The organism is Cedecea davisae DSM 4568, from assembly GCF_000412335.2.
GTDB classification, from domain to species: Bacteria; Pseudomonadota; Gammaproteobacteria; order Enterobacterales; family Enterobacteriaceae; genus Cedecea; species Cedecea davisae.
Genome location: NZ_KE161030.1, coordinates 520,284 through 538,888, shown reverse-complemented (window position 1 = coordinate 538,888; position 18,605 = coordinate 520,284). Strand labels below are relative to the sequence as shown.

16 protein-coding genes are annotated in these 18,605 nt (G+C 56.4%); all 16 read right to left on the bottom strand.

Features of this window, described 5'->3' with window-relative positions; genetic code table 11:
• Positions 1-40 precede the first annotated feature (40 nt).
• On the bottom strand, positions 41-1,192 hold the full coding sequence (gene ftsZ / locus HMPREF0201_RS02580; RefSeq protein ID WP_016534900.1) for a cell division protein FtsZ: 1,152 nt from the start codon (positions 1,190-1,192) through the stop codon (positions 41-43).
• A 63-nt stretch (positions 1,193-1,255) separates the two neighbouring features.
• A complete protein-coding gene (ftsA, locus tag HMPREF0201_RS02575; protein ID WP_016534899.1) occupies positions 1,256-2,512 on the bottom strand; it encodes a cell division protein FtsA in 1,257 nt (418 codons plus the stop codon).
• Positions 2,509-3,345, bottom strand: coding sequence for a cell division protein FtsQ (gene ftsQ / locus HMPREF0201_RS02570; protein ID WP_016534898.1), 837 nt, complete (start codon positions 3,343-3,345; stop codon positions 2,509-2,511). The genes ftsA and ftsQ overlap by 4 nt, the downstream gene beginning before the upstream one ends.
• A gap of 1 nt (position 3,346) precedes the next feature.
• A complete protein-coding gene (locus HMPREF0201_RS02565; RefSeq protein ID WP_016534897.1) occupies positions 3,347-4,267 on the bottom strand; it encodes a D-alanine--D-alanine ligase in 921 nt (306 codons plus the stop codon).
• Positions 4,260-5,735: a UDP-N-acetylmuramate--L-alanine ligase gene (gene murC / locus HMPREF0201_RS02560; protein ID WP_016534896.1), complete on the bottom strand. Its 1,476-nt coding sequence runs from the start codon at positions 5,733-5,735 to the stop codon at positions 4,260-4,262. Before murC ends, HMPREF0201_RS02565 begins: the two co-directional genes overlap by 8 nt.
• Positions 5,736-5,805: 70 nt before the next feature.
• Entirely contained in the window at positions 5,806-6,873 is a 1,068-nt protein-coding gene (murG, locus tag HMPREF0201_RS02555) for an undecaprenyldiphospho-muramoylpentapeptide beta-N-acetylglucosaminyltransferase (protein WP_016534895.1), read from the bottom strand.
• The gene (ftsW, locus tag HMPREF0201_RS02550; protein WP_016534894.1) at positions 6,870-8,114 is read right to left on the bottom strand and encodes a cell division protein FtsW; all 1,245 of its coding nucleotides are present in this window, start codon (positions 8,112-8,114) and stop codon (positions 6,870-6,872) included. The genes murG and ftsW overlap by 4 nt, the downstream gene beginning before the upstream one ends.
• Positions 8,114-9,430 carry a UDP-N-acetylmuramoyl-L-alanine--D-glutamate ligase gene (murD, locus tag HMPREF0201_RS02545; RefSeq protein WP_016534893.1) on the bottom strand — a complete coding sequence of 439 codons (1,317 nt, stop codon included), beginning with the start codon at positions 9,428-9,430 and terminating at the stop codon, positions 8,114-8,116. The genes ftsW and murD overlap by 1 nt, the downstream gene beginning before the upstream one ends.
• 2 nt (positions 9,431-9,432) lie before the next feature.
• Positions 9,433-10,515, bottom strand: a complete 1,083-nt coding sequence (gene mraY, locus HMPREF0201_RS02540) for a phospho-N-acetylmuramoyl-pentapeptide-transferase (RefSeq protein ID WP_016534892.1) — start codon at positions 10,513-10,515, stop codon at positions 9,433-9,435.
• On the bottom strand, positions 10,509-11,867 hold the full coding sequence (gene murF, locus HMPREF0201_RS02535) for a UDP-N-acetylmuramoyl-tripeptide--D-alanyl-D-alanine ligase (RefSeq protein ID WP_016534891.1): 1,359 nt from the start codon (positions 11,865-11,867) through the stop codon (positions 10,509-10,511). The genes mraY and murF overlap by 7 nt, the downstream gene beginning before the upstream one ends.
• Positions 11,864-13,351 carry a UDP-N-acetylmuramoyl-L-alanyl-D-glutamate--2,6-diaminopimelate ligase gene (gene murE, locus HMPREF0201_RS02530; RefSeq protein ID WP_039897908.1) on the bottom strand — a complete coding sequence of 496 codons (1,488 nt, stop codon included), beginning with the start codon at positions 13,349-13,351 and terminating at the stop codon, positions 11,864-11,866. Before murE ends, murF begins: the two co-directional genes overlap by 4 nt.
• Positions 13,338-15,104 carry a peptidoglycan glycosyltransferase FtsI gene (locus tag HMPREF0201_RS02525; protein ID WP_016534889.1) on the bottom strand — a complete coding sequence of 589 codons (1,767 nt, stop codon included), beginning with the start codon at positions 15,102-15,104 and terminating at the stop codon, positions 13,338-13,340. Before HMPREF0201_RS02525 ends, murE begins: the two co-directional genes overlap by 14 nt.
• A gap of 15 nt (positions 15,105-15,119) precedes the next feature.
• Complete coding sequence (ftsL, locus tag HMPREF0201_RS02520) at positions 15,120-15,482, bottom strand: cell division protein FtsL (RefSeq protein WP_016534888.1); 363 nt, start codon at positions 15,480-15,482, stop codon at positions 15,120-15,122.
• On the bottom strand, positions 15,479-16,420 hold the full coding sequence (gene rsmH / locus HMPREF0201_RS02515; RefSeq protein ID WP_016534887.1) for a 16S rRNA (cytosine(1402)-N(4))-methyltransferase RsmH: 942 nt from the start codon (positions 16,418-16,420) through the stop codon (positions 15,479-15,481). The genes ftsL and rsmH overlap by 4 nt, the downstream gene beginning before the upstream one ends.
• A gap of 3 nt (positions 16,421-16,423) precedes the next feature.
• Complete coding sequence (mraZ, locus tag HMPREF0201_RS02510) at positions 16,424-16,882, bottom strand: division/cell wall cluster transcriptional repressor MraZ (RefSeq protein ID WP_016534886.1); 459 nt, start codon at positions 16,880-16,882, stop codon at positions 16,424-16,426.
• A 563-nt stretch (positions 16,883-17,445) separates the two neighbouring features.
• Complete coding sequence (gene cra, locus HMPREF0201_RS02505) at positions 17,446-18,450, bottom strand: catabolite repressor/activator (RefSeq protein ID WP_016534883.1); 1,005 nt, start codon at positions 18,448-18,450, stop codon at positions 17,446-17,448.
• Between the last annotated feature and the right edge of the window lie 155 nt (positions 18,451-18,605).

Here is an 18,605-nt window from a genome sequence, read left to right as displayed (position 1 = left end):
TTAGCACAAAGAGCGGATATTCCCAACTTCCGGTTTATTCTTAATCAGCTTGCTTACGCAGGAACGCTGGAATATCCAGATAGTCAGGCTCTTTCGCCGTCTGTGGAGTATTGTCGTTAGCCACTTTAGCCGCAGGCTTCTGCTCTTGAGTCAGCGGAGCCATACCGTGCTGCTGGTAGCGATCCATAACCGGCTGCTGTTGCTGTTTGTTGGTCACCAGCGTGATTTCCGGACGTTTGTCCATGCCGATACCGGTAGCAACCACGGTTACGCGCAGTTCGTCGTTCATCTCTGGATCCAGAGAAGTACCGATAACCACGGTAGCGTTGTCGGAGGCGAAGGCGCGGATAGTGTTACCCACGGTTTCAAACTCGTCCAGACGCAGGTCGAAGCCGGCGGTGATGTTAACCAGCACGCCGCGAGCGCCTGACAGGTCGATATCTTCCAGCAGCGGGCTGGAGATAGCCATTTCTGCGGCTTCTTCTGCACGGTCTTCACCGCTGGCAACGCCAGAGCCCATCATCGCGTAGCCCATTTCGGACATCACGGTGCGAACGTCTGCAAAGTCAACGTTCATCAGGCCAGGGCGAGTGATAAGCTCTGCGATACCCTGTACCGCGCCTTTCAGCACGTCGTTTGCCGCGCCGAAAGCGTCCAGCAGAGAGATACCGCGACCCAGCACTTTCAGCAGCTTGTCGTTCGGAATAGTAATCAGAGAGTCAACGTGTTTGGACAGCTCGGCGATACCCTGCTCGGCAAATGCCATACGCTTCTTGCCTTCGAAGTTGAAAGGCTTGGTCACGACGGCAACCGTCAGAATACCCAAATCTTTGGCAACTTCAGCCACGACCGGAGCCGCACCGGTACCGGTGCCGCCGCCCATGCCTGCTGCGATAAACACCATGTCTGCGCCATCCAGCGCTGCGCGTAAAGCTTCGCGGTCTTCTTCCGCGGCGTTACGGCCCACTTCAGGATTTGCTCCAGCGCCCAGACCTTTGGTAATACCGTTACCAATCTGAATCGTCTGGCCTACCGCAGTTTTACGCAACGCCTGAGCGTCGGTGTTCACCGCGAAGAATTCAACGCCTTCGATGCGCTCGCGCACCATGTGTTCAACGGCATTACCGCCGCCGCCACCGACGCCGATGACTTTAATCACCGCGTCGTTGGTCAGTTCCATAGGTTCAAACATAGTTTCTCTCCGTTTTGTGCCTGTCGCCTGAGACCGCTAATTGTCTCCGGTCTCTTATAAAATTTAAAATTCTTTTCTCAGCCAGCCGTTGAGTCGCTTAAACCACGAGCCGACCGAGGTCCTTTTTTCCACTTCCGCTTCACCACTGAGATGCGATTCCTTCCCATAGTGCAGCAACCCTACTGCGGTGGAGTAATAAGACTCCTGGGCATAGTCAGTAAGGCCAGTAATATTCAACGGCTGACCGATACGCACCTGCGTATGGAACACGCGCTGAGCACAGGCTGCCAGGCCTTCAATTTGTGCTGCGCCGCCGGTTAACACAATCCCCGCCGCGAGGTGATGTTTCACGCCCTGCTGGCGAAGCTGTTCCTGTAACTGCAGAATCTCTTCGTTTACCAGGTTAAGCAACTCGGTATAACGAGGTTCAATCACTTCCGCCAGCGTCTGGCGCTGCAGGCTGCGCGGTGGACGCCCGCCTACGCTCGGGACTTCAACGTTTTCGTCTTTCCCGACGATGGAGCCAAGCGCGCAGCCATGACGCACTTTAATCGCTTCGGCGTCGCTCGGCGGCGTACCGAACGCGTAGGCGATATCGCTGGTCACCACGTTTCCAGCATAAGGGATAACTTTGGTATGGCGCAGCGCACCGCCGGTATAAACCGCCATATCCATAGTACCACCGCCGATATCCACGACACAGACGCCAAGTTCACGTTCGTCTTCGGTCAATACCGCATAGCTTGCGGCCAGACCGGCAAAAATTAATTGGTCAACTTTCAGGCCACAACGTTCAACGGCTTTAACAATGTTTTTCGCCATGTCGTTGTGACAGGTGATCAAGTGCACCTTGGCCTGCATACGGACGCCGGACAGGCCAACCGGATTTTTGATCCCTTCCTGGTAATCAATAGCGTATTCCTGTGGAATCACATGCAGAACCCGGTGTTCATCACGAACGCGCACAGATTTTGCCGTATGCACCACATTTTCCACATCTTCCTGAGTCACTTCCTCTTCCGAAATAGGCACCATGCCAATTTCGTTCTGGCAGCTAATGTGCTTCCCGGACAGCGCCAGGTAGACGGAAGAAATCTGGCAATCTGCCATCAGTTCAGCCTGGTCAATCGCCCGCTGAACGCACTTAACTACTGACTCGAGGTCGTTTACCCCACCTTTGTCCATACCACGCGAAGGGCAACTGCCCACGCCAATAATATTGACCATACCGTCGGGCAGAACTTCCCCTACTAAAGCGGCGACCTTAGCGGTGCCAATCTCCAGTCCAACTACCAGTTTTCTGTCCGTCGCCTTGATCATTGTTGTTCTGCCTGTGCCTGATTCTGTTGCTGATTCGGATTAGGTGCAGGAGGAGGAAGTGCCTCCCAGCCTACCGCGGCGCCTGAGTCGTATCGCAGGTCGACATAACCGATCCGTTTGTTATCGGCCTGCGCCTGCTGTTGCAGAACCGGATACAGTTCTACAAAACGATCCAGACGTTTCATCGTATCGCCCCGGCCAAGGTTGAGCTTAATGCCGTTATTCAGCGTCAACTGCCAGGAGCGGCGGGCGGTCATCGCCGCCTCTTTCAAGGTAAACTTATCCTTTGCCAGCACCACACCCATGTCACGGTAACCTTGCAGCACTTCGTTTTCGCTGCCTTCCGGGCCGGAGAGCATCGGTAACGTCTGCTTGCTGGTGCGCTCTGCCGGTACGCTGAAGGAGTTCCCCTCCGCGTCAACCATATGCTGGTCATTCCAGCGTGCTATCGGCACATATTCAACCAGATGAATCTTCAATTCGTCCGGCCACTGCTTTCTAACGCTTGCTTGCTTGATCCACGGCAAACGCTCTATCTGTTGTTGGATGATATTCACATCCTGAGTCATAAAGGTTCCGGGCGCGCCCAGAGCCAAAATAGACTGACGAATATCATCATTGCGCGTGTAGTGCCGCTCGCCGGTAACCACCAGCTTCGAAAGCGGCAGGCGCTGGGCATCTTCCATCCAGCCAACGACTATCCAGCCGCCGATAAACACGCTAAACAAGACCACGCACAGGAAGATAACTCCTGCCAGACGGGACCCGTTACTGCGTCGCGAGCTGGTATTTTCCTCTGCCCGGTTACGCGCATTCAGTGCAGCCTGCGACATATCAGTCCGCCAGTTCCAGAATTCGTACTACCAGCTGCGAGAAGCTCATCCCCGCCTGGCGAGCCGCCATCGGCACCAGGCTATGGCTTGTCATGCCCGGCGACGTGTTCACTTCCAGCAGATAAAACTGCCCGTCGTTATCCTGCATAACATCCACTCGTCCCCAGCCGCTACAGCCCAGAGCCTGCCACGCCTGTAGAACTAATGCCTGCAATTCCTGCTCTCTTTGCTCAATTAATCCAGCCGGGCAGAAATATTGAGTTTCATCAGAGAGATACTTCGCCTCATAATCATAGAAGGTTCCGGCGGGTTGGATGCGGATAGACGGTAAAATTTCGTCGCCTAAAATCGCCACCGTGTACTCCGGGCCGCTTAACCATTTCTCAATCAGCACATCTTCATCATGTTCGAACGCCAGCGCCAGAGCCGCAGGCAGCGCATCCACGCTATCAACCTTTGACATACCAACGCTTGAGCCTTCACGGCTCGGCTTAACGATAACCGGCATTCCCAGCGCGGAAATGCGCTCTTCCAGCGCTCCCGTTATACCTGCTTCTACGTCGCGACGGTTGAGGTATACCCAAGGGGCGACCGGTAAACCCGCGCCCTGCCACAGCAATTTGCTGCGCAGCTTATCCATGGTTATTGCCGATGCCATTACGCCGCTGCCGGTATACGGCAGTTCAAGGAACTCCAGCAAACCTTGCAGAGTGCCGTCTTCGCCGCCGCGGCCGTGCAGCGCGATAAAGACTTTATCGAACCCCTGCGACTTCAGCTCCAGCACCGACTGGCTTTGTGGATCGAAAGGATGGGCATCAACGCCACCCTCTCTTAATCCCGCCAGAACCGCACTACCGGATTGCAGCGAAACCTCACGTTCAGCGGAAGTGCCCCCCAGCAGGACGGCTACTTTATCAGCCATGGTGCCCTTCCTCTTTAGTTTGAGGCTGTAACTTGATTTCAGCCAGGTTTCTCGCAATTTTGCCGATGTTCCCGGCACCCTGGACGAGGATCAGATCATTTCCCGTCAGAACAGGGGCCAGAATGTCCGCCACTTCACCGTGATCGGAAACCAGGATCGGGTCAACCTTACCGCGACCTCGAATGGTACGGCATAGAGAACGGCTGTCGGCCCCCGGGATCGGGGCTTCACCGGCTGGGTAAACCTCCAGCATCACCAGAGAGTCCACCTGCGACAGCACGCCTGCGAAATCGTCGTACAGGTCACGGGTGCGGGTGTAGCGGTGCGGCTGGAAAATCATCACCAGATTTTTATCCGGCCAGCCCGCACGAGCCGCCTTAATCGTGGCATCCACTTCCGTTGGGTGGTGACCATAATCGTCTACCAGCATCGCCGTTCCCGTCTTGCCGTTAACCGGTGCCAGGGGATACTCACCCAGGAAATCGAAGCGACGCCCGGTTCCCTGGAAGCTTTCCAGCGCGCGTAAAATCGCCTCGTCCTCGATGCCTTCCTCCGTCGCAACGGCAACAGCCGCCGCGGCGTTCAGCGCGTTATGACGGCCCGGCGCATTCAGCACTACGTGAAGCTCAGGCTTGTCCTGACGCACAATAGTGAAAAACCCCTGAGCGCCTTTCTGCTGATAGTTTTCAACGCGAACATCCGCGTCTTCACTGAAACCATAGGTGGTGGTTTGGCGGCCCACTCGCGGCAGCAGCTCGCGAATCACCGGATCGTCCACGCACATCACTGCACGACCATAAAACGGCAAATTGTGCAGGAAATTAATAAATGTCTGTTTTAAATTTTCGAAGTCGCCCTGGTAGGTATCCATGTGGTCGGCTTCAATATTGGTGACAATCGACACCATTGGCTGCAAATGCAGGAACGATGCGTCACTTTCATCGGCTTCTGCAATCAGGTAGCGGCTGTGCCCCAAACGAGCATGAACGCCCGCGGCCTTCACCAAACCGCCGTTAACGAAAGTCGGGTCCAGCCCCGCTTCTGCGTAAATGCTGGAGACCATCGCCGTGGTGGTTGTTTTACCGTGCGTCCCGGCAACGGCAATACCGTGGCGGAAGCGCATCAGTTCGGCCAGCATCTCCGCGCGGCGGATAACCGGGATACGCGCTTCGTGGGCGGCAACAATTTCCGGGTTATCCGCAGAAATAGCCGTGGACACAACTACAACGCTGGCATCACGCACGTTCTCCGGGCGATGGTTGAAATAAATAGTGGCGCCCAGGGCCGACAACTGCTGCGTGACCGGGTTCGGAGCCAGATCGGAACCGCTGATCTGGTAGCCTTCGTTAGCCAAAACTTCGGCAATACCGCCCATACCGGCGCCGCCGATGCCAACAAAGTGAATGTGCCGGACGCGACGCATCTCGGGCACGATTGAACGCAGTTTCGCCAGTTGTTGTGTATTCATTCTCTAAACCTGCAGGCGGCATGCCGCCATTACATCAAATTTACGGGCGGCAACTCGCCACCCACAAGAGTTACGCACGCGCTGCGGCGCTGACTTCATTTGCTACCCGCTCTGTCGCATCAGGAATGGAGGCAGCTCGCGCACGCTCGGCCATTGCCAGCAGCGTTGCTCTGTCCCATCCGGCCAGGGTGCGGGTAACGGCATCCACGGTAAACTGCGGCTGCTCCAGTATTGTTGCGGCTCCTGCCTTTTCCAGCGGCAGCGCATTCCAGTATTGCTGCCGGTCTTTATGCTGGAACGGAACAAACAGCGCGGGCAAACCCGCCGCTGCGATTTCGCTCACGGTTAATGCACCTGAGCGGCAAACCACTACGTCAGCCCATTCATAGGCGGCTGCCATATCGTCAATAAATTCGGTCACTTTATGCTGCGGCTGCCCGGCTTCGGCATATGCCTGCTGCACCACGGCCTGGCCACCTTTGCCGGTTTGGTGCCAGATGGTCACCGCATCGGCCAGACGAGCGGCCACCTGCGGCAGGGTTTGGTTCAGAACGCGAGCGCCCTGTGACCCCCCAACGACCAGCACACGAATCGGCCCTTCACGTCCGGCAAAGCGAACCTGCGGCAGCGGGAGCGCCAGCACGTCGGTACGCACCGGGTTGCCGACCACGTCAGCTTTGGGGAAAGCACCCGGGAAAGCCTGCATCACTTTGGTGGCAATCTTTGCCAGCCACTTATTCGTCAGCCCGGCGATGCCGTTCTGCTCGTGCAGTACCACGGGAATACCGAGCGACCAGGCCGCCAGGCCACCCGGGCCGGAAACATAGCCGCCCATCCCCAGAACCACGTCCGGCTGCCAGGCTTTCATAATCGCCCGCGCCTGACGCCAGGCGTTAAAGATACGCAGCGGAGCCAGCGCCAGGGCTTTTAACCCTTTTCCGCGCAGGCCGGAGATACGAATGAAGTCGATGCCAATACCGTGTTTCGGCACTAAGTCGGCTTCCATACGGTCCGCGGTGCCGAGCCAGCGAATTTCCCATCCTTCGGCCTGAAGATGATGAGCAACCGCCAGCCCCGGGAACACATGTCCGCCGGTCCCGCCCGCCATCACCATCAACCGCTTCGCTTTGCCTGTCATTTGGCACTCCGTGTAAACGCCTGAGCCTTGGCCAGGCGAGTTTCATAATCTATTCGCAGCAACAACATGATTGCCGTAGACATAATTATCAGGCTGGAACCACCGTAACTGATAAGCGGCAGCGTCAGACCTTTGGTCGGCAGCATACCCGCAGCCGCACCAACGTTAACCAGCGCCTGGAAGCTAAACCAAATACCGATGGAGCAGGCCAGAAAACCGGAAAAACGCTGATCTAATTCCAGCGCGCGTTTGCCGATGGACATCGCGCGAAAAGCGACGAAGAATACCATCAAAAGAGCCAGTACCACACCGATATATCCCAGCTCCTCGCCGATAATCGAGAAGATAAAGTCGGTATGTGCTTCGGGCAAATATTCCAGTTTTTGAACCGAATTCCCCAGCCCCTGCCCCCACAATTCTCCGCGTCCAAAAGCCATCAGAGATTGGGTCAGCTGGTAGCCGCTGCCGAACGGATCTTCCCACGGGTTCCAGAAAGAGGTTACGCGGCGAATACGGTAAGGCTCGGCAAGGATAAGCAGGATAACCGCCGAGATCCCCATGCCGATAATGGCGATGAACTGCCACAGTTTTGCACCGGCCAGGAACAACATTGCCAGGGTTGTCACAAACAGCACAACCACCGTCCCCAGGTCCGGCTGCGCCAGCAGCAGAACCGCCATCACCAGGATAACGCCCATTGGTTTAAGGAAGCCGCGCAGGTTATTACGCACCTCGTCAACTTTGCGCACCAGGTAGTTTGCCAGGTAGCAGAACAGCGACAGCTTTGAAAACTCGGCGGGCTGAATACGCAGCGGGCCGAAGGCAATCCAGCGTGATGCACCGTTAACGGAACTCCCCACCACCAGCACAATCAGCAGCATGACAATCGAAGCCAGCAGCATCGCGGTACTGTGGCGCTGCCAGAAGTCCATCGGCAGGCGCAGGGTGACCATCGCCATGGCAAACGCCACGAGGATGTAAAGACCGTCACGTTTGGCAAACAGGAACGGATCGTCCGCCAGGCGCTGCCCTACCGGCATTGAGGCCGAAGTCACCATAATAAAACCGATCGCGGCCAGGCCGAACGTCAGCCACAGCAGCGTGCGGTCGTACAGCACCATGCTGTTGGCGTCGGCTTCGCGGGAGCCCATTACCCACCCTTTTACGGCCGAAGCGAGCCACGCCAGGACACCGAATCCCGGAACACGAGGCACGCGCAGGCGAGGGAGAGATAAACGCATCAGCCCAGCTCCTTCGCAAATTGAGTAAACACGTCGCCGCGCTGTTCAAAGTTTTTAAACTGGTCCAAGCTGGCGCAGGCCGGCGAAAGCAGTACCATATCGCCCGGCTGAACGCGTGCGGCGGCCAGTTTCATCGCCTGCTCCATCGTTTCGGTTTGCTCGGCGACTTCCGGACGCAGTCCGGCGAGTTCAGCGCCATCGCGGCCAAAGCAATAGAGGCGAACGCGGTCGCCCTGCAGGTAACGAGTCAGGGACGAGAAATCCGCAGATTTACCGTCGCCACCCAGCAGCAGATGCAAAGTCCCTTCAAGATGCAGCCCGTTCAGCGCCGCTTCGGTGCTGCCGACGTTGGTCGCTTTGGAATCATTGATCCAGCGAACGCCGTTACGCTCCCACGCCATCTGGAAACGGTGCGCCAGGCCGGTAAAGGTGGTCAGCGCTTTCAGGCTGGTTGCCCGGGGCAATTTCACCGCATCGGCCAGCGCCAGCGCCGCCAGGGCGTTGGTATAGTTATGCTGCCCAACCAGGCTCATCTCTTTGGTATTGAGGATCTTCTCACCCTTCACCCGCAGCCAGGTATCGCCCTGCTGGCGGTTAAGATGATAATCCCCCACATCAACGCCAAAGCTGACACAGCGTTCATCCGCGCCGCGCACCGGCATGGTCAGCGCGTCGTCGGCGTTCACCACGCAGACTTTTGCGTTTTCGTAGACGCGCAGCTTGGCCGCACGGTACTGCTGCATGCCAAACGGATAGCGATCCATATGATCTTCAGTCACGTTCAGCACGGTAGCCGCGGCGGCTTTCAGGCTGTACGTCGTTTCCAGCTGGAAGCTGGAAAGCTCAAGCACATACAGCTCGCAATCTTTGCCCAGCAGCATCAAAGCAGGCAGGCCGATATTGCCGCCTACGCCGACGTTAACGCCCGCCGCCTTCGCCATCTCGCCCACCAGGGTGGTGACGGTGCTTTTCCCGTTAGAACCGGTGATAGCGATTATCGGCGCCTGAGCTTCACGGCAAAAGAGTTCGATATCGCCAACAATTTCAACACCAGCATCCGCTGCGGCGCTAAGCGCGGGTGTTGCCAGCGCGATGCCAGGGCTCGCGACAATCAGATCCGCCGCCAGCAGCCAGTCTTCGTTCATCGATCCGGTATGGCGCTCGACGGTTTCAGGCAGCTTATCAAGACCAGGAGGGGAAATGCGGGTGTCGATTACGCGCGGTGTAACGCCGCGTGCCAGGAAGAAATCCACGCATGACAGGCCGGTAAGGCCCAACCCGATGATAACGACTTTTTTACCCTGGTAATCTGCCATGTTTAGCGAACCTTCAGCGTTGCCAGGCCAATCAGCACCAGCATCAGCGAGATAATCCAGAAGCGCACAATAACGCGCGGCTCCGGCCAGCCTTTTAATTCATAGTGGTGGTGAATCGGCGCCATACGGAAGATGCGCTGTCCGCGCAGCTTGAACGAGCCGACCTGCAAGATAACCGACAGGGTTTCAACCACAAACACGCCGCCCATAATCACCAGCAGGAACTCCTGGCGCAGCAGCACGGCAATCGTCCCGAGCGCGCCGCCCAGAGCCAGAGAGCCTACATCGCCCATAAAGACCTGGGCCGGATAAGTGTTGAACCACAGGAAACCCAGCCCCGCCCCAACGATGGCGGTACAAACGATAACCAGCTCGCCCGCGTGACGCAGGTAAGGGATATGCAGATAACCGGCGAAGTTCATGTTGCCCGTTGCCCATGCCACCAGCGCAAAGCCCGCGGCGACAAACACGGTTGGCATAATCGCCAGGCCGTCCAGGCCGTCCGTCAGGTTTACCGCATTGCCGGTGCCAACGATGACGAAGTACGCCAGCAGGACATAGAACAGGCCCAGCTGCGGCATCACGTCTTTAAAGAACGGCACCACCAGTTCGGTGGCCGGAGTCCCTTTGCCCACGGCATACATCGTGAAGGCAACCACCAGAGCAATGGCCGACATCCAGAAGTATTTCCAGCGAGCAATCAGCCCCCTGGTATCTTTGCGAACCACTTTGCGGTAGTCATCAACAAAGCCGACAATACCGAAGCCGACCAGCACGAACAGCACGCACCAGACGTAAGGGTTAGACGGGTAAGCCCACATCAGAACCGAGACCACAATAGCGGTCAGGATCATCAGGCCGCCCATCGTCGGCGTACCACGTTTGCTGAAATGCGACTCAGGGCCGTCGTTGCGCACAACCTGCCCGAAGGAGAGTTGTTGTAAACGCGCGATCATCCGCGGCCCCATCCACAGGGAGATAAACAGAGCGGTCAGCAGGCTGACAATGGCGCGAAACGTCAGGTAGGAAAAGACGTTAAAGCCGGAATAATATTTGACCAAATGTTCGGCCAGCCAAACTAGCATGCTTGTTTCTCCTGTAATGCGCGAACCACCTCTTCCATGGCCGCACTACGTGAACCTTTCACCAAAATGGTTAAAATTGAATGTTCCGCAATCAGCGCTTTTAAACGCTCAATCACGGCCTGCTTATCGGTAAAATGCTCACCAACTTCTGATGCAGCGCTCAGCGTTTTACTTAACACGCCCACGCTTAATACCCGGTCGATGCCTGCGGATTTTGCCGCCTCGCCTACCTGACGATGGCAGGCTTCAGCTTCATCACCCAGTTCGGCCATATCGCCCACAACCATCACGCGGTAGCCGGGCATTTCCGACAGCACCTGCGCTGCGGCGGTCATAGAACCCACGTTGGCGTTGTAGCTGTCATCCAATAGCAGCTGATTTTCAGCAAGCTGAATGGGGAACAGGCGGCCCGGAACGGCTTTCAGCCCGGCCAGGCCAGCTTTTACCGCTTCCAGAGGAGCGCCAACGGCCATCGCCAGCGCCGTAGCGGCCAGCGAGTTAGCAATATTGTGGCGGCCAGGCAGCGGCAGCACGACGTTAATATCACCCTGCGGGGTGCGCAGAGTGAACTCGGTGCCGTGCGAAGTGATATGGATGTTGGTCGCGGTAAAATCGCTCCCTTCCGCGTTAGGGGAAAAACGCCAGGTTTTGCGATCGCCGATGATCGCCTGCCAGTTCAGCCAGTCGTTATTATCGGCGTTCAGGATTGCGGTGCCGTTGGCAGGCAGGCCGGTAAAGATCTCACCCTTCGCTTTTGCAACGCCAGCCAGAGAGCCAAAGCCCTCAAGGTGCGCGGCGGCCAGGTTATTAACCAGCGCGGCTTCCGGGCGGGTCAGCCCCACGGTCCAGGCAATTTCGCCCTGGTGATTAGCACCCAGTTCGATAACGGCAAAGTCATATTCCGGGGTCAGGCGCAGCAGCGTCATCGGTACGCCGATGTCGTTATTCAGGTTGCCTGCGGTGTAAAGCGTATTGCCACACTGGCGCAGGATTGAAGCCGCCATCTCTTTTACCGAGGTTTTGCCGGAGGAGCCGGTGAGCGCCACAACGCGCGTCGGAACCTGCTGGCGAACCCACGCGCCCAGCTCGCCAAAAGCGAGGCGAGTATCCGCGACAACCAGCTGCGGTACATCTATATCCAGCTTGCGGCTTACCAGCAGCGCTCCTGCTCCACCTTTCACCGCATCTGCGGCAAAGTCGTGAGCATCAAAACGTTCGCCTTTTAGCGCCACAAACAGGCAGCCATCGGTGAGCTTACGGGTGTCGGTAGTGACATCGATAATGTCCGCGTCAGCGCCGAACAGCTCACCCTTCAGGATGGTTTCAAGTTGCTTCAGGGAGACGCGAATCATGCCACAACTCCCAGCAGACGAGCGGCAGTTACGCGGTCGGAGTAATCCAGACGGCGGTTGCCAACAATTTGATAATCTTCGTGGCCTTTACCGGCCAGCAGCACGACGTCGTTTTCTTTAGCCTGCATAATGGCATTGGTCACCGCTTCCGCACGCCCTAATACGACGTGAGCGCGGCCCGCATCAAGCATGCCGGTCAGGATATCGTCGACGATAGCCTTTGGCTCCTCGGTACGCGGGTTGTCGTCAGTCACCACAACCACATCGGCGTATTGCTCGGCGATACCGCCCATAAGAGGGCGTTTGCCCTTGTCACGATCGCCACCGCAGCCAAACACGCACCACAGTTTGCCGGCGCAGTGCAGGCGAGCCGCCTGTAATGCTTTTTCCAGCGCGTCCGGGGTGTGAGCGTAATCAACGACTACGGTAGGTTTACCCGCCGCGCTGAAGACTTCCATACGCCCGCAAACCGGCTGCAGGCGAGACCCTGACTCAACCAATTCGTTAAGCGGATAGCCGAGCGCCAGCAGCGTTGCCAGAGCCAGCAGCAGGTTACTGACGTTAAACGCCCCCATCAGGCGGCTTTCAATTTCACCGTCGCCCCAGGAGGAGCTAAAGCGAATCGTTGCCCCGCTGTCGTGATAAACCACTTCATTGGTTTTCAGCCAGCGACCGTGGCCGCCCGGCTGTAAATTGTTTTCCATGCTGACCGCAACGGCATCCGGCAGGCGAGCCAGCCAGCGGCGGCCGACTTCATCGTCGGCATTGATGATCGCCTGACCGCAGTCATGTTCGGAGAACAGCAGCCATTTTGCGGCTTCGTAATTTGCCATATCACCATGATAATCAAGATGATCGCGGCTTAAATTGGTAAAGACAGAGGCGGCAAATTTCAATGCCGCTACGCGGTGCTGAACCAGGCCATGGGAAGAGACTTCCATCGCGCCAAAGGTTGCGCCCTGCGCGCTCAGGCTCGCTAATACATGCTGAACATCAACCGCAGAGCCCGTGGTGTTCTCGGTCGGAACCACCTGCCCGAGCAGCCCATTGCCTACGGTGCCCATTACGGCGCTGGTTTCGCCCAGTAGCTGGGCCCATTGCGCAAGCAACTGGGTCGTTGTGGTCTTACCGTTGGTACCGGTCACGCCGACCAGGCGTAACGCCCCGGAAGGCTGATGATAGAAGCGCCCGGCCAGCGCAGAGAGGCGCTGATGCAGCTGGCTAAGATAGATGACAGGCACGCCGTGCATTTCACGCACTTCGCCATCCGCAGCTTCGCCGTCCGCCTCTGCGATCACGGCAGCTACACCCTGTGCTATCGCCTGCGGGATATAACGACGCCCGTCCGCCTGATGACCGACCACGGCCACAAAAAGATCGCCCGCAGCCGCCACGCGACTATCGAGTGTCATCTCTCGCAGCGCTCTCGCAGGCAGTCCGGCTACCCACGGAGCAAGAAGGTCACTCAAATTACGATCTGCCACCTGATGCCTCTTTCTGATTAATTACAAATTCGCTTTTCTCACCGACTGCCAGGGCATCCGGTTCAATGTTCATGGTGCGCAGCACGCCACCCATAATTGCACCGAACACGGGTGCAGAGATGGCACCGCCGTAATATTTACCGGCCTGCGGATCGTTAATCACTACCACCAGCGCGAAGCGCGGATTGCTGGCTGGCGCTACACCTGCGGTATAGGCAATGTATTTATTGATATATTTTCCGTCCGGCCCAACTTTCTTCGCGGTACCGGTTTTAATGGCAATACGATAACCTTTAATCGCTGCCTTAACCCCGCCGCCGCCGGGCAGTGCCACGCTTTCCATCATGTGTAGCACTGTGCGAACTGTGGATTCTGGAAAGACACGTTCGCCGGGAACCGGCGGGTCAACTTTGGTGATAGACAGCGGACGGTAAATTCCGTAGCTGCCGATTGTTGCGTAGACTCGCGCTAACTGTAACGGCGTTACCATTAGCCCATAGCCGAAAGAGAAGGTGGCCCTCTCTATGTCAGACCACCGTTGTTTTTGAGGATATAAGCCACTGCGTTCCCCGACCAACCCCAAATTGGTCGCTTTTCCCAGTCCAAAACGAGAGTAAGTATCTACTAACGCTGAGGAGGGCATCGCTAACGCCAGTTTTGAAACCCCGACGTTACTCGACTTCTGTAGGACTCCGGTAAGAGTCAATTCGTTGTAGCGCCCAACATCTTTGATCTCATGACCATTGATGCGGAACGGCACCGTATTCAGCACGGTATTTTCCTGTACCACGCCACGCTGCAGCGCGGTCATCACCACCATTGGCTTAACGGTGGAACCCGGTTCAAAGATGTCGGTAATAGAGCGGTTACGCATCACATCTTTTGCGGTACCGGTCAGGTTATTCGGGTTGTAGGACGGGCTATTGGCCATCGCCAGCACTTCGCCGGTATTCACATCCACCAGTACGGCGGTGCCGGACTCGGCCTTGTTAAAGGCGACGGCGTTATTCAGCTCGCGGTAGACCAGGGCCTGCAGGCGTTCATCAATGCTCAAAGCCAGGTTATGGGCGGCCTGGCTGTCGGTTGAGGAAATGTCTTCGATAACGCGCCCGTAGCGGTCTTTACGCACAACGCGCTCGCCGGGCTGACCGGTGAGCCATTTATCAAAGCTTTTTTCCACCCCCTCGATCCCTTCGCTATCGACGTTGGTAAAGCCGATGAGGTGAGCAGTCACTTCGCCTGAAGGATAGTAGCGGCGAGATTCCTGCCGCAGATGAATACCGGGGAGCTTAAGCTTCTTGATGTAGTCGCCGATGTCCGGGTTGACCTGACGGGCAAGATAGATAAAGCGGCCACTTGGATTGCTGTTAACCCGGGTAGCCAGCTGGTCGAGCGGGATTTTTAGCGCATCGGCCAGCGCTTTCCAGCGGTTATCCAGCGTTACGCCGCCCGCCTCGTGCAGCTCTTTAGGGTCGGCCCAAATCGCATTAACCGGCACGCTCACCGCCAGCGGACGCCCCGCGCGGTCGCTAATCATGCCGCGTGAAGTTGAAACTTCCTGCACGCGAAGAGAGCGCATATCACCCTGGCGCACCAGCATATCCGGACTGATGATTTGCAGCCACGCCACGCGACCGAGCAGGAAAGTCAGTGCGAGCAGAATGCAACCGCAAAGCAACGCAAAACGCCAACCGATAAAGTTGGCCTGTTCTTCCTGGCGTTTTGGTTTAAGCGTTTTTGCCGCTGCTCTCATCTGTCGCGCTATTCCTTATTGCTGAACTACGATGTTTTCCTGCGAAGGATCGACATGCTGCAATTGCAGCTTTTCCGTCGCGATCCGCTCCACCCGGCTATGATCGCCGAGCGCATTTTCTTCAAGAATCAGGTTGCGCCACTCAATATCCAGCGCGTCGCGCTCCAAAACCATCTGCTCACGCTGTGCTGTCAGCAGGCGGGTATGGTGCGCCGTGGTCACCACTGAAACGGCGGTGATAATGCTGGCGATGAACAAACAGAGTGGCAGTTTCCCGTGTCGCAGCAGATCGCCGCCGATCACCGTCGGCAAGGCGTGGCGCTCATTGCTGCCGAGCTGCGTGACCTTGCTGAGGGTTTCTGTCACTCGGTTGATCATGCGTTAGTCCTCTCGGCGATACGCAAAACGGAACTGCGCGCGCGCGGATTCTCCGCAACTTCTTCCTCGCCCGGCATCATTTTGCCGAGCGCCTTCAGATAGCGGCCGCCCAGTTTATTCAGCTGTGCCTCCGTCATCGGCAGACCCGCCGGAACCTGCGGACCACGGCTGTTTTCACGCATAAAGCGTTTGACGATACGGTCTTCCAGAGAGTGAAAACTGATAATCGACAGACGCCCTCCGGTTGCCAGCGCGGCCAGCGATCCGTTTAGCGCCTTTTCAATTTCGTCCAGCTCGCTGTTGATCCAGATACGAATAGCCTGGAAAGTGCGGGTGGCCGGATGTTTGAACTTGTCTTTTACCGGCATCGCGGCGGCTACAACGGCCGCCAGCTCTTTGGTACGCGTCATCGGCTCTTCACGATTGCGCTCCACAATGGCGCGCGCGATACGCTTACCAAAGCGTTCTTCACCGAAAGTTTTAATAACCCAGGCAATATCAGCTTCTTCTGCTGTCATCAGCCACTGGGCGGCAGACTGGCCACGTGTTGGATCCATACGCATATCCAGCGGGCCATCTCGCATAAAGGAGAAACCACGTTCAGCGTCATCCAGTTGAGGGGACGAAACGCCAAGATCCAGCAAAATGCCGTCGATCTTGCCTTCCAGTTCGCGCTCGCGGGCGTAATCTGCCAGCGCAGAGAATGGGCCATGAATGATGGAGAAGCGTGGGTCATCAATAGCGGCTGCCGCGGCGATCGCCTGCGGATCGCGGTCAATCGCCAGCAGACGACCCTGTTCACCAAGCTGGGACAGGATCAGGCGTGAGTGGCCACCGCGACCAAAAGTGCCATCAATGTAGATGCCTTCAGGACGAATATTAAGGCCGTTCACGGCCTCGTCCAGCAGCACCGTAGTATGTTTAAAATTTTCCATCATTTCTTAAAGTGACAAGTCCTGCAGACGTTCCGACAAGGTATTGGTCGAAGCCTGCTCAGCGTCGATATCTTCCCTGACCTGTTGATGCCAGGTCGTTTCATCCCACAGCTCAAACTTATTGAACTGCCCGACCAGCATTACTTCTTTGGTAAGCCCGGCGTGCTGGCGTAAAACTGGCGCCAGCAGCAATCGCCCGGCGCTATCCATCTGACATTCACTGGCATGACCCAGTAACAACCGCTGTACGCGGCGTTCTGCGGGGTTCATGCTCGACAGACGGGCAAGCTTTTGTTCAATAATTTCCCATTCAGGAACGGTATAAAGCAGCAGGCAGGGGTGATGGATGTCGATGGTGCAAACCATCTGACCTTCAGAGATTTCGACTAGCTTTTCCCGATAACGGGTAGGTACGGCAAGCCGCCCCTTGCTGTCGAGATTGACTAACGTTGCTCCACGGAACATGCCAGCCTCACCCTATAATGACCCATTCCACCACTTTACCCCACAAATTCCCACATAAAGGAGTTTACGGAGCGGAGGAAAACCTTGTCAAGCCAGCCAGGCCGCTTACGGGAATAAATTCCCGCGCCTAAGCGATTGATAAATGGCTGGCGTGAAAAGGGCCGCATTAGCGAGGCAAAATTAACGTCATGAATATTTGAAAGAAAAAGACCAATAAACATCAACAGCGTTAAAACGACTAAATACTTGTTTTGGGAAATATTAAGTGCGCAGTTTGCGACGCGGTCGGCATTTTAAGGTATTTCGGGGCTGGATAACAGCGCCAGATGCCCGCCCGGCGCAGGCTGAGCGTAAAGAGTAAAGAAAGCGAGGCGGCTAATGATTAATAATCCAACATTTCTTATCTGTGGGTGTGTAACAAAATAATACAAAGAAGAGATTTATTTAGCCGATGGGGATTTTTTATCACATTTTTCCCGGCTAATTAATTGCCTTAAAAAATAAGGGTAAATATACCGGAAAGTTCTTAATTAACTTTAGGGCAGCCGAAACTGCCCTCAAGATTAGTAGCGACTCAGGCTACCGCGACGATAAAGATTTCTGCGAATTCGGGTTAACCCAGGCTTCGGCTTACGCGGTTCGTCGAGGCTTGCCAGCACCAATTCAAGCACCCTTTCGGCAACATCTCGATGGCGTTGAGCAACCGCAAGCACCGGGCATTGCAGGAAGTCCAGCAGCTCGTTGTCGCCAAATGTAGCGATCGCCAGCTCAGAAGGAAGGCGGCCCTGGCGGCGCAGCGTGACGTCCATTACGCCCTGCAGCAGCGCAAACGAGGTGGTATAAAGCGCGTCCGGCATTTCGTGGGTTTCCAGCCATTTTTCAAAAAGCTGGGCCGCTGCCTCGCGCTCATAGCTGTTGGCATAGAGGTAGTTGACGGTACGCGGGTCGTCTTTCCAGGCGGTACGGAAACCCTGTTCACGCAGGAAACTGACCGAAAGCTCGGGCAGCGCACCGAGGTAAAGAATATTATCGCCGGGGAATTTGCGCAGCTCTTCGGCCAGCATTTCCGCATCGTCCTGATCGGCACCGACGACGCTGGTGAAATGCTCGCGATCTAATGCCCTGTCAAGCGCGATAATAGGAAACGAATCGTTCGCCCAGCGCTGATAGAAAGGGTGCTCCGGAGGCAGCGATGTCGAAACAATGATCGCATCAACCTGGCGCTGTAAAAGATGCTCGATGCAGCGCATTTCGTTGTCCGGCTGATCTTCCGAACAGGCGATCAGCAACTGATAGCCGCGCTGGCGAGCCTGGCGCTCAAGATAGTTAGCAATACGGGTGTAGCTGGTGTTCTCCAGGTCAGGGATAACCAAACCGATAGAACGCGTGCGCCCGGCGCGCAAACCTGCGGCCACCGCATTCGGGTGGTAGTTATGCTCCCGTACCACCGCCATAACTTTCTCAACGGTTTTATCGCTAACGCGATACTGCTTCGCCTTCCCGTTGATGACGTAGCTCGCCGTAGTGCGTGACACTCCTGCCAGGCGCGCGATTTCATCCAATTTCACTGTAGCCCCTTACTCTCCAGGTGACCCATAACCATACCCTGGCTATGGTTAACAACATTTACATCTAAGCGCAGAATAATAACTCCGGCAACCGCTTTTGCAGGGTGTTGTTTTCTGGTTTGCAAAAAAAAGCCCGGCAGTGATTACCGGGCCTG

Coding starts and splice junctions, on each gene's coding strand:
- ftsZ (WP_016534900.1), bottom strand. CDS start 1,192: ATGTTTGAACCTATGGAACTGACCAACGACGCGGTGATTAAAGTCATC.
- ftsA (WP_016534899.1), bottom strand. CDS start 2,512: ATGATCAAGGCGACGGACAGAAAACTGGTAGTTGGACTGGAGATTGGC.
- ftsQ (WP_016534898.1), bottom strand. CDS start 3,345: ATGTCGCAGGCTGCACTGAATGCGCGTAACCGGGCAGAGGAAAATACC.
- HMPREF0201_RS02565 (WP_016534897.1), bottom strand. CDS start 4,267: ATGGCTGATAAAGTAGCCGTCCTGCTGGGGGGCACTTCCGCTGAACGT.
- murC (WP_016534896.1), bottom strand. CDS start 5,735: ATGAATACACAACAACTGGCGAAACTGCGTTCAATCGTGCCCGAGATG.
- murG (WP_016534895.1), bottom strand. CDS start 6,873: ATGACAGGCAAAGCGAAGCGGTTGATGGTGATGGCGGGCGGGACCGGC.
- ftsW (WP_016534894.1), bottom strand. CDS start 8,114: ATGCGTTTATCTCTCCCTCGCCTGCGCGTGCCTCGTGTTCCGGGATTC.
- murD (WP_016534893.1), bottom strand. CDS start 9,430: ATGGCAGATTACCAGGGTAAAAAAGTCGTTATCATCGGGTTGGGCCTT.
- mraY (WP_016534892.1), bottom strand. CDS start 10,515: ATGCTAGTTTGGCTGGCCGAACATTTGGTCAAATATTATTCCGGCTTT.
- murF (WP_016534891.1), bottom strand. CDS start 11,867: ATGATTCGCGTCTCCCTGAAGCAACTTGAAACCATCCTGAAGGGTGAG.
- HMPREF0201_RS02525 (WP_016534889.1), bottom strand. CDS start 15,104: ATGAGAGCAGCGGCAAAAACGCTTAAACCAAAACGCCAGGAAGAACAG.
- ftsL (WP_016534888.1), bottom strand. CDS start 15,482: ATGATCAACCGAGTGACAGAAACCCTCAGCAAGGTCACGCAGCTCGGC.
- rsmH (WP_016534887.1), bottom strand. CDS start 16,420: ATGATGGAAAATTTTAAACATACTACGGTGCTGCTGGACGAGGCCGTG.
- mraZ (WP_016534886.1), bottom strand. CDS start 16,882: ATGTTCCGTGGAGCAACGTTAGTCAATCTCGACAGCAAGGGGCGGCTT.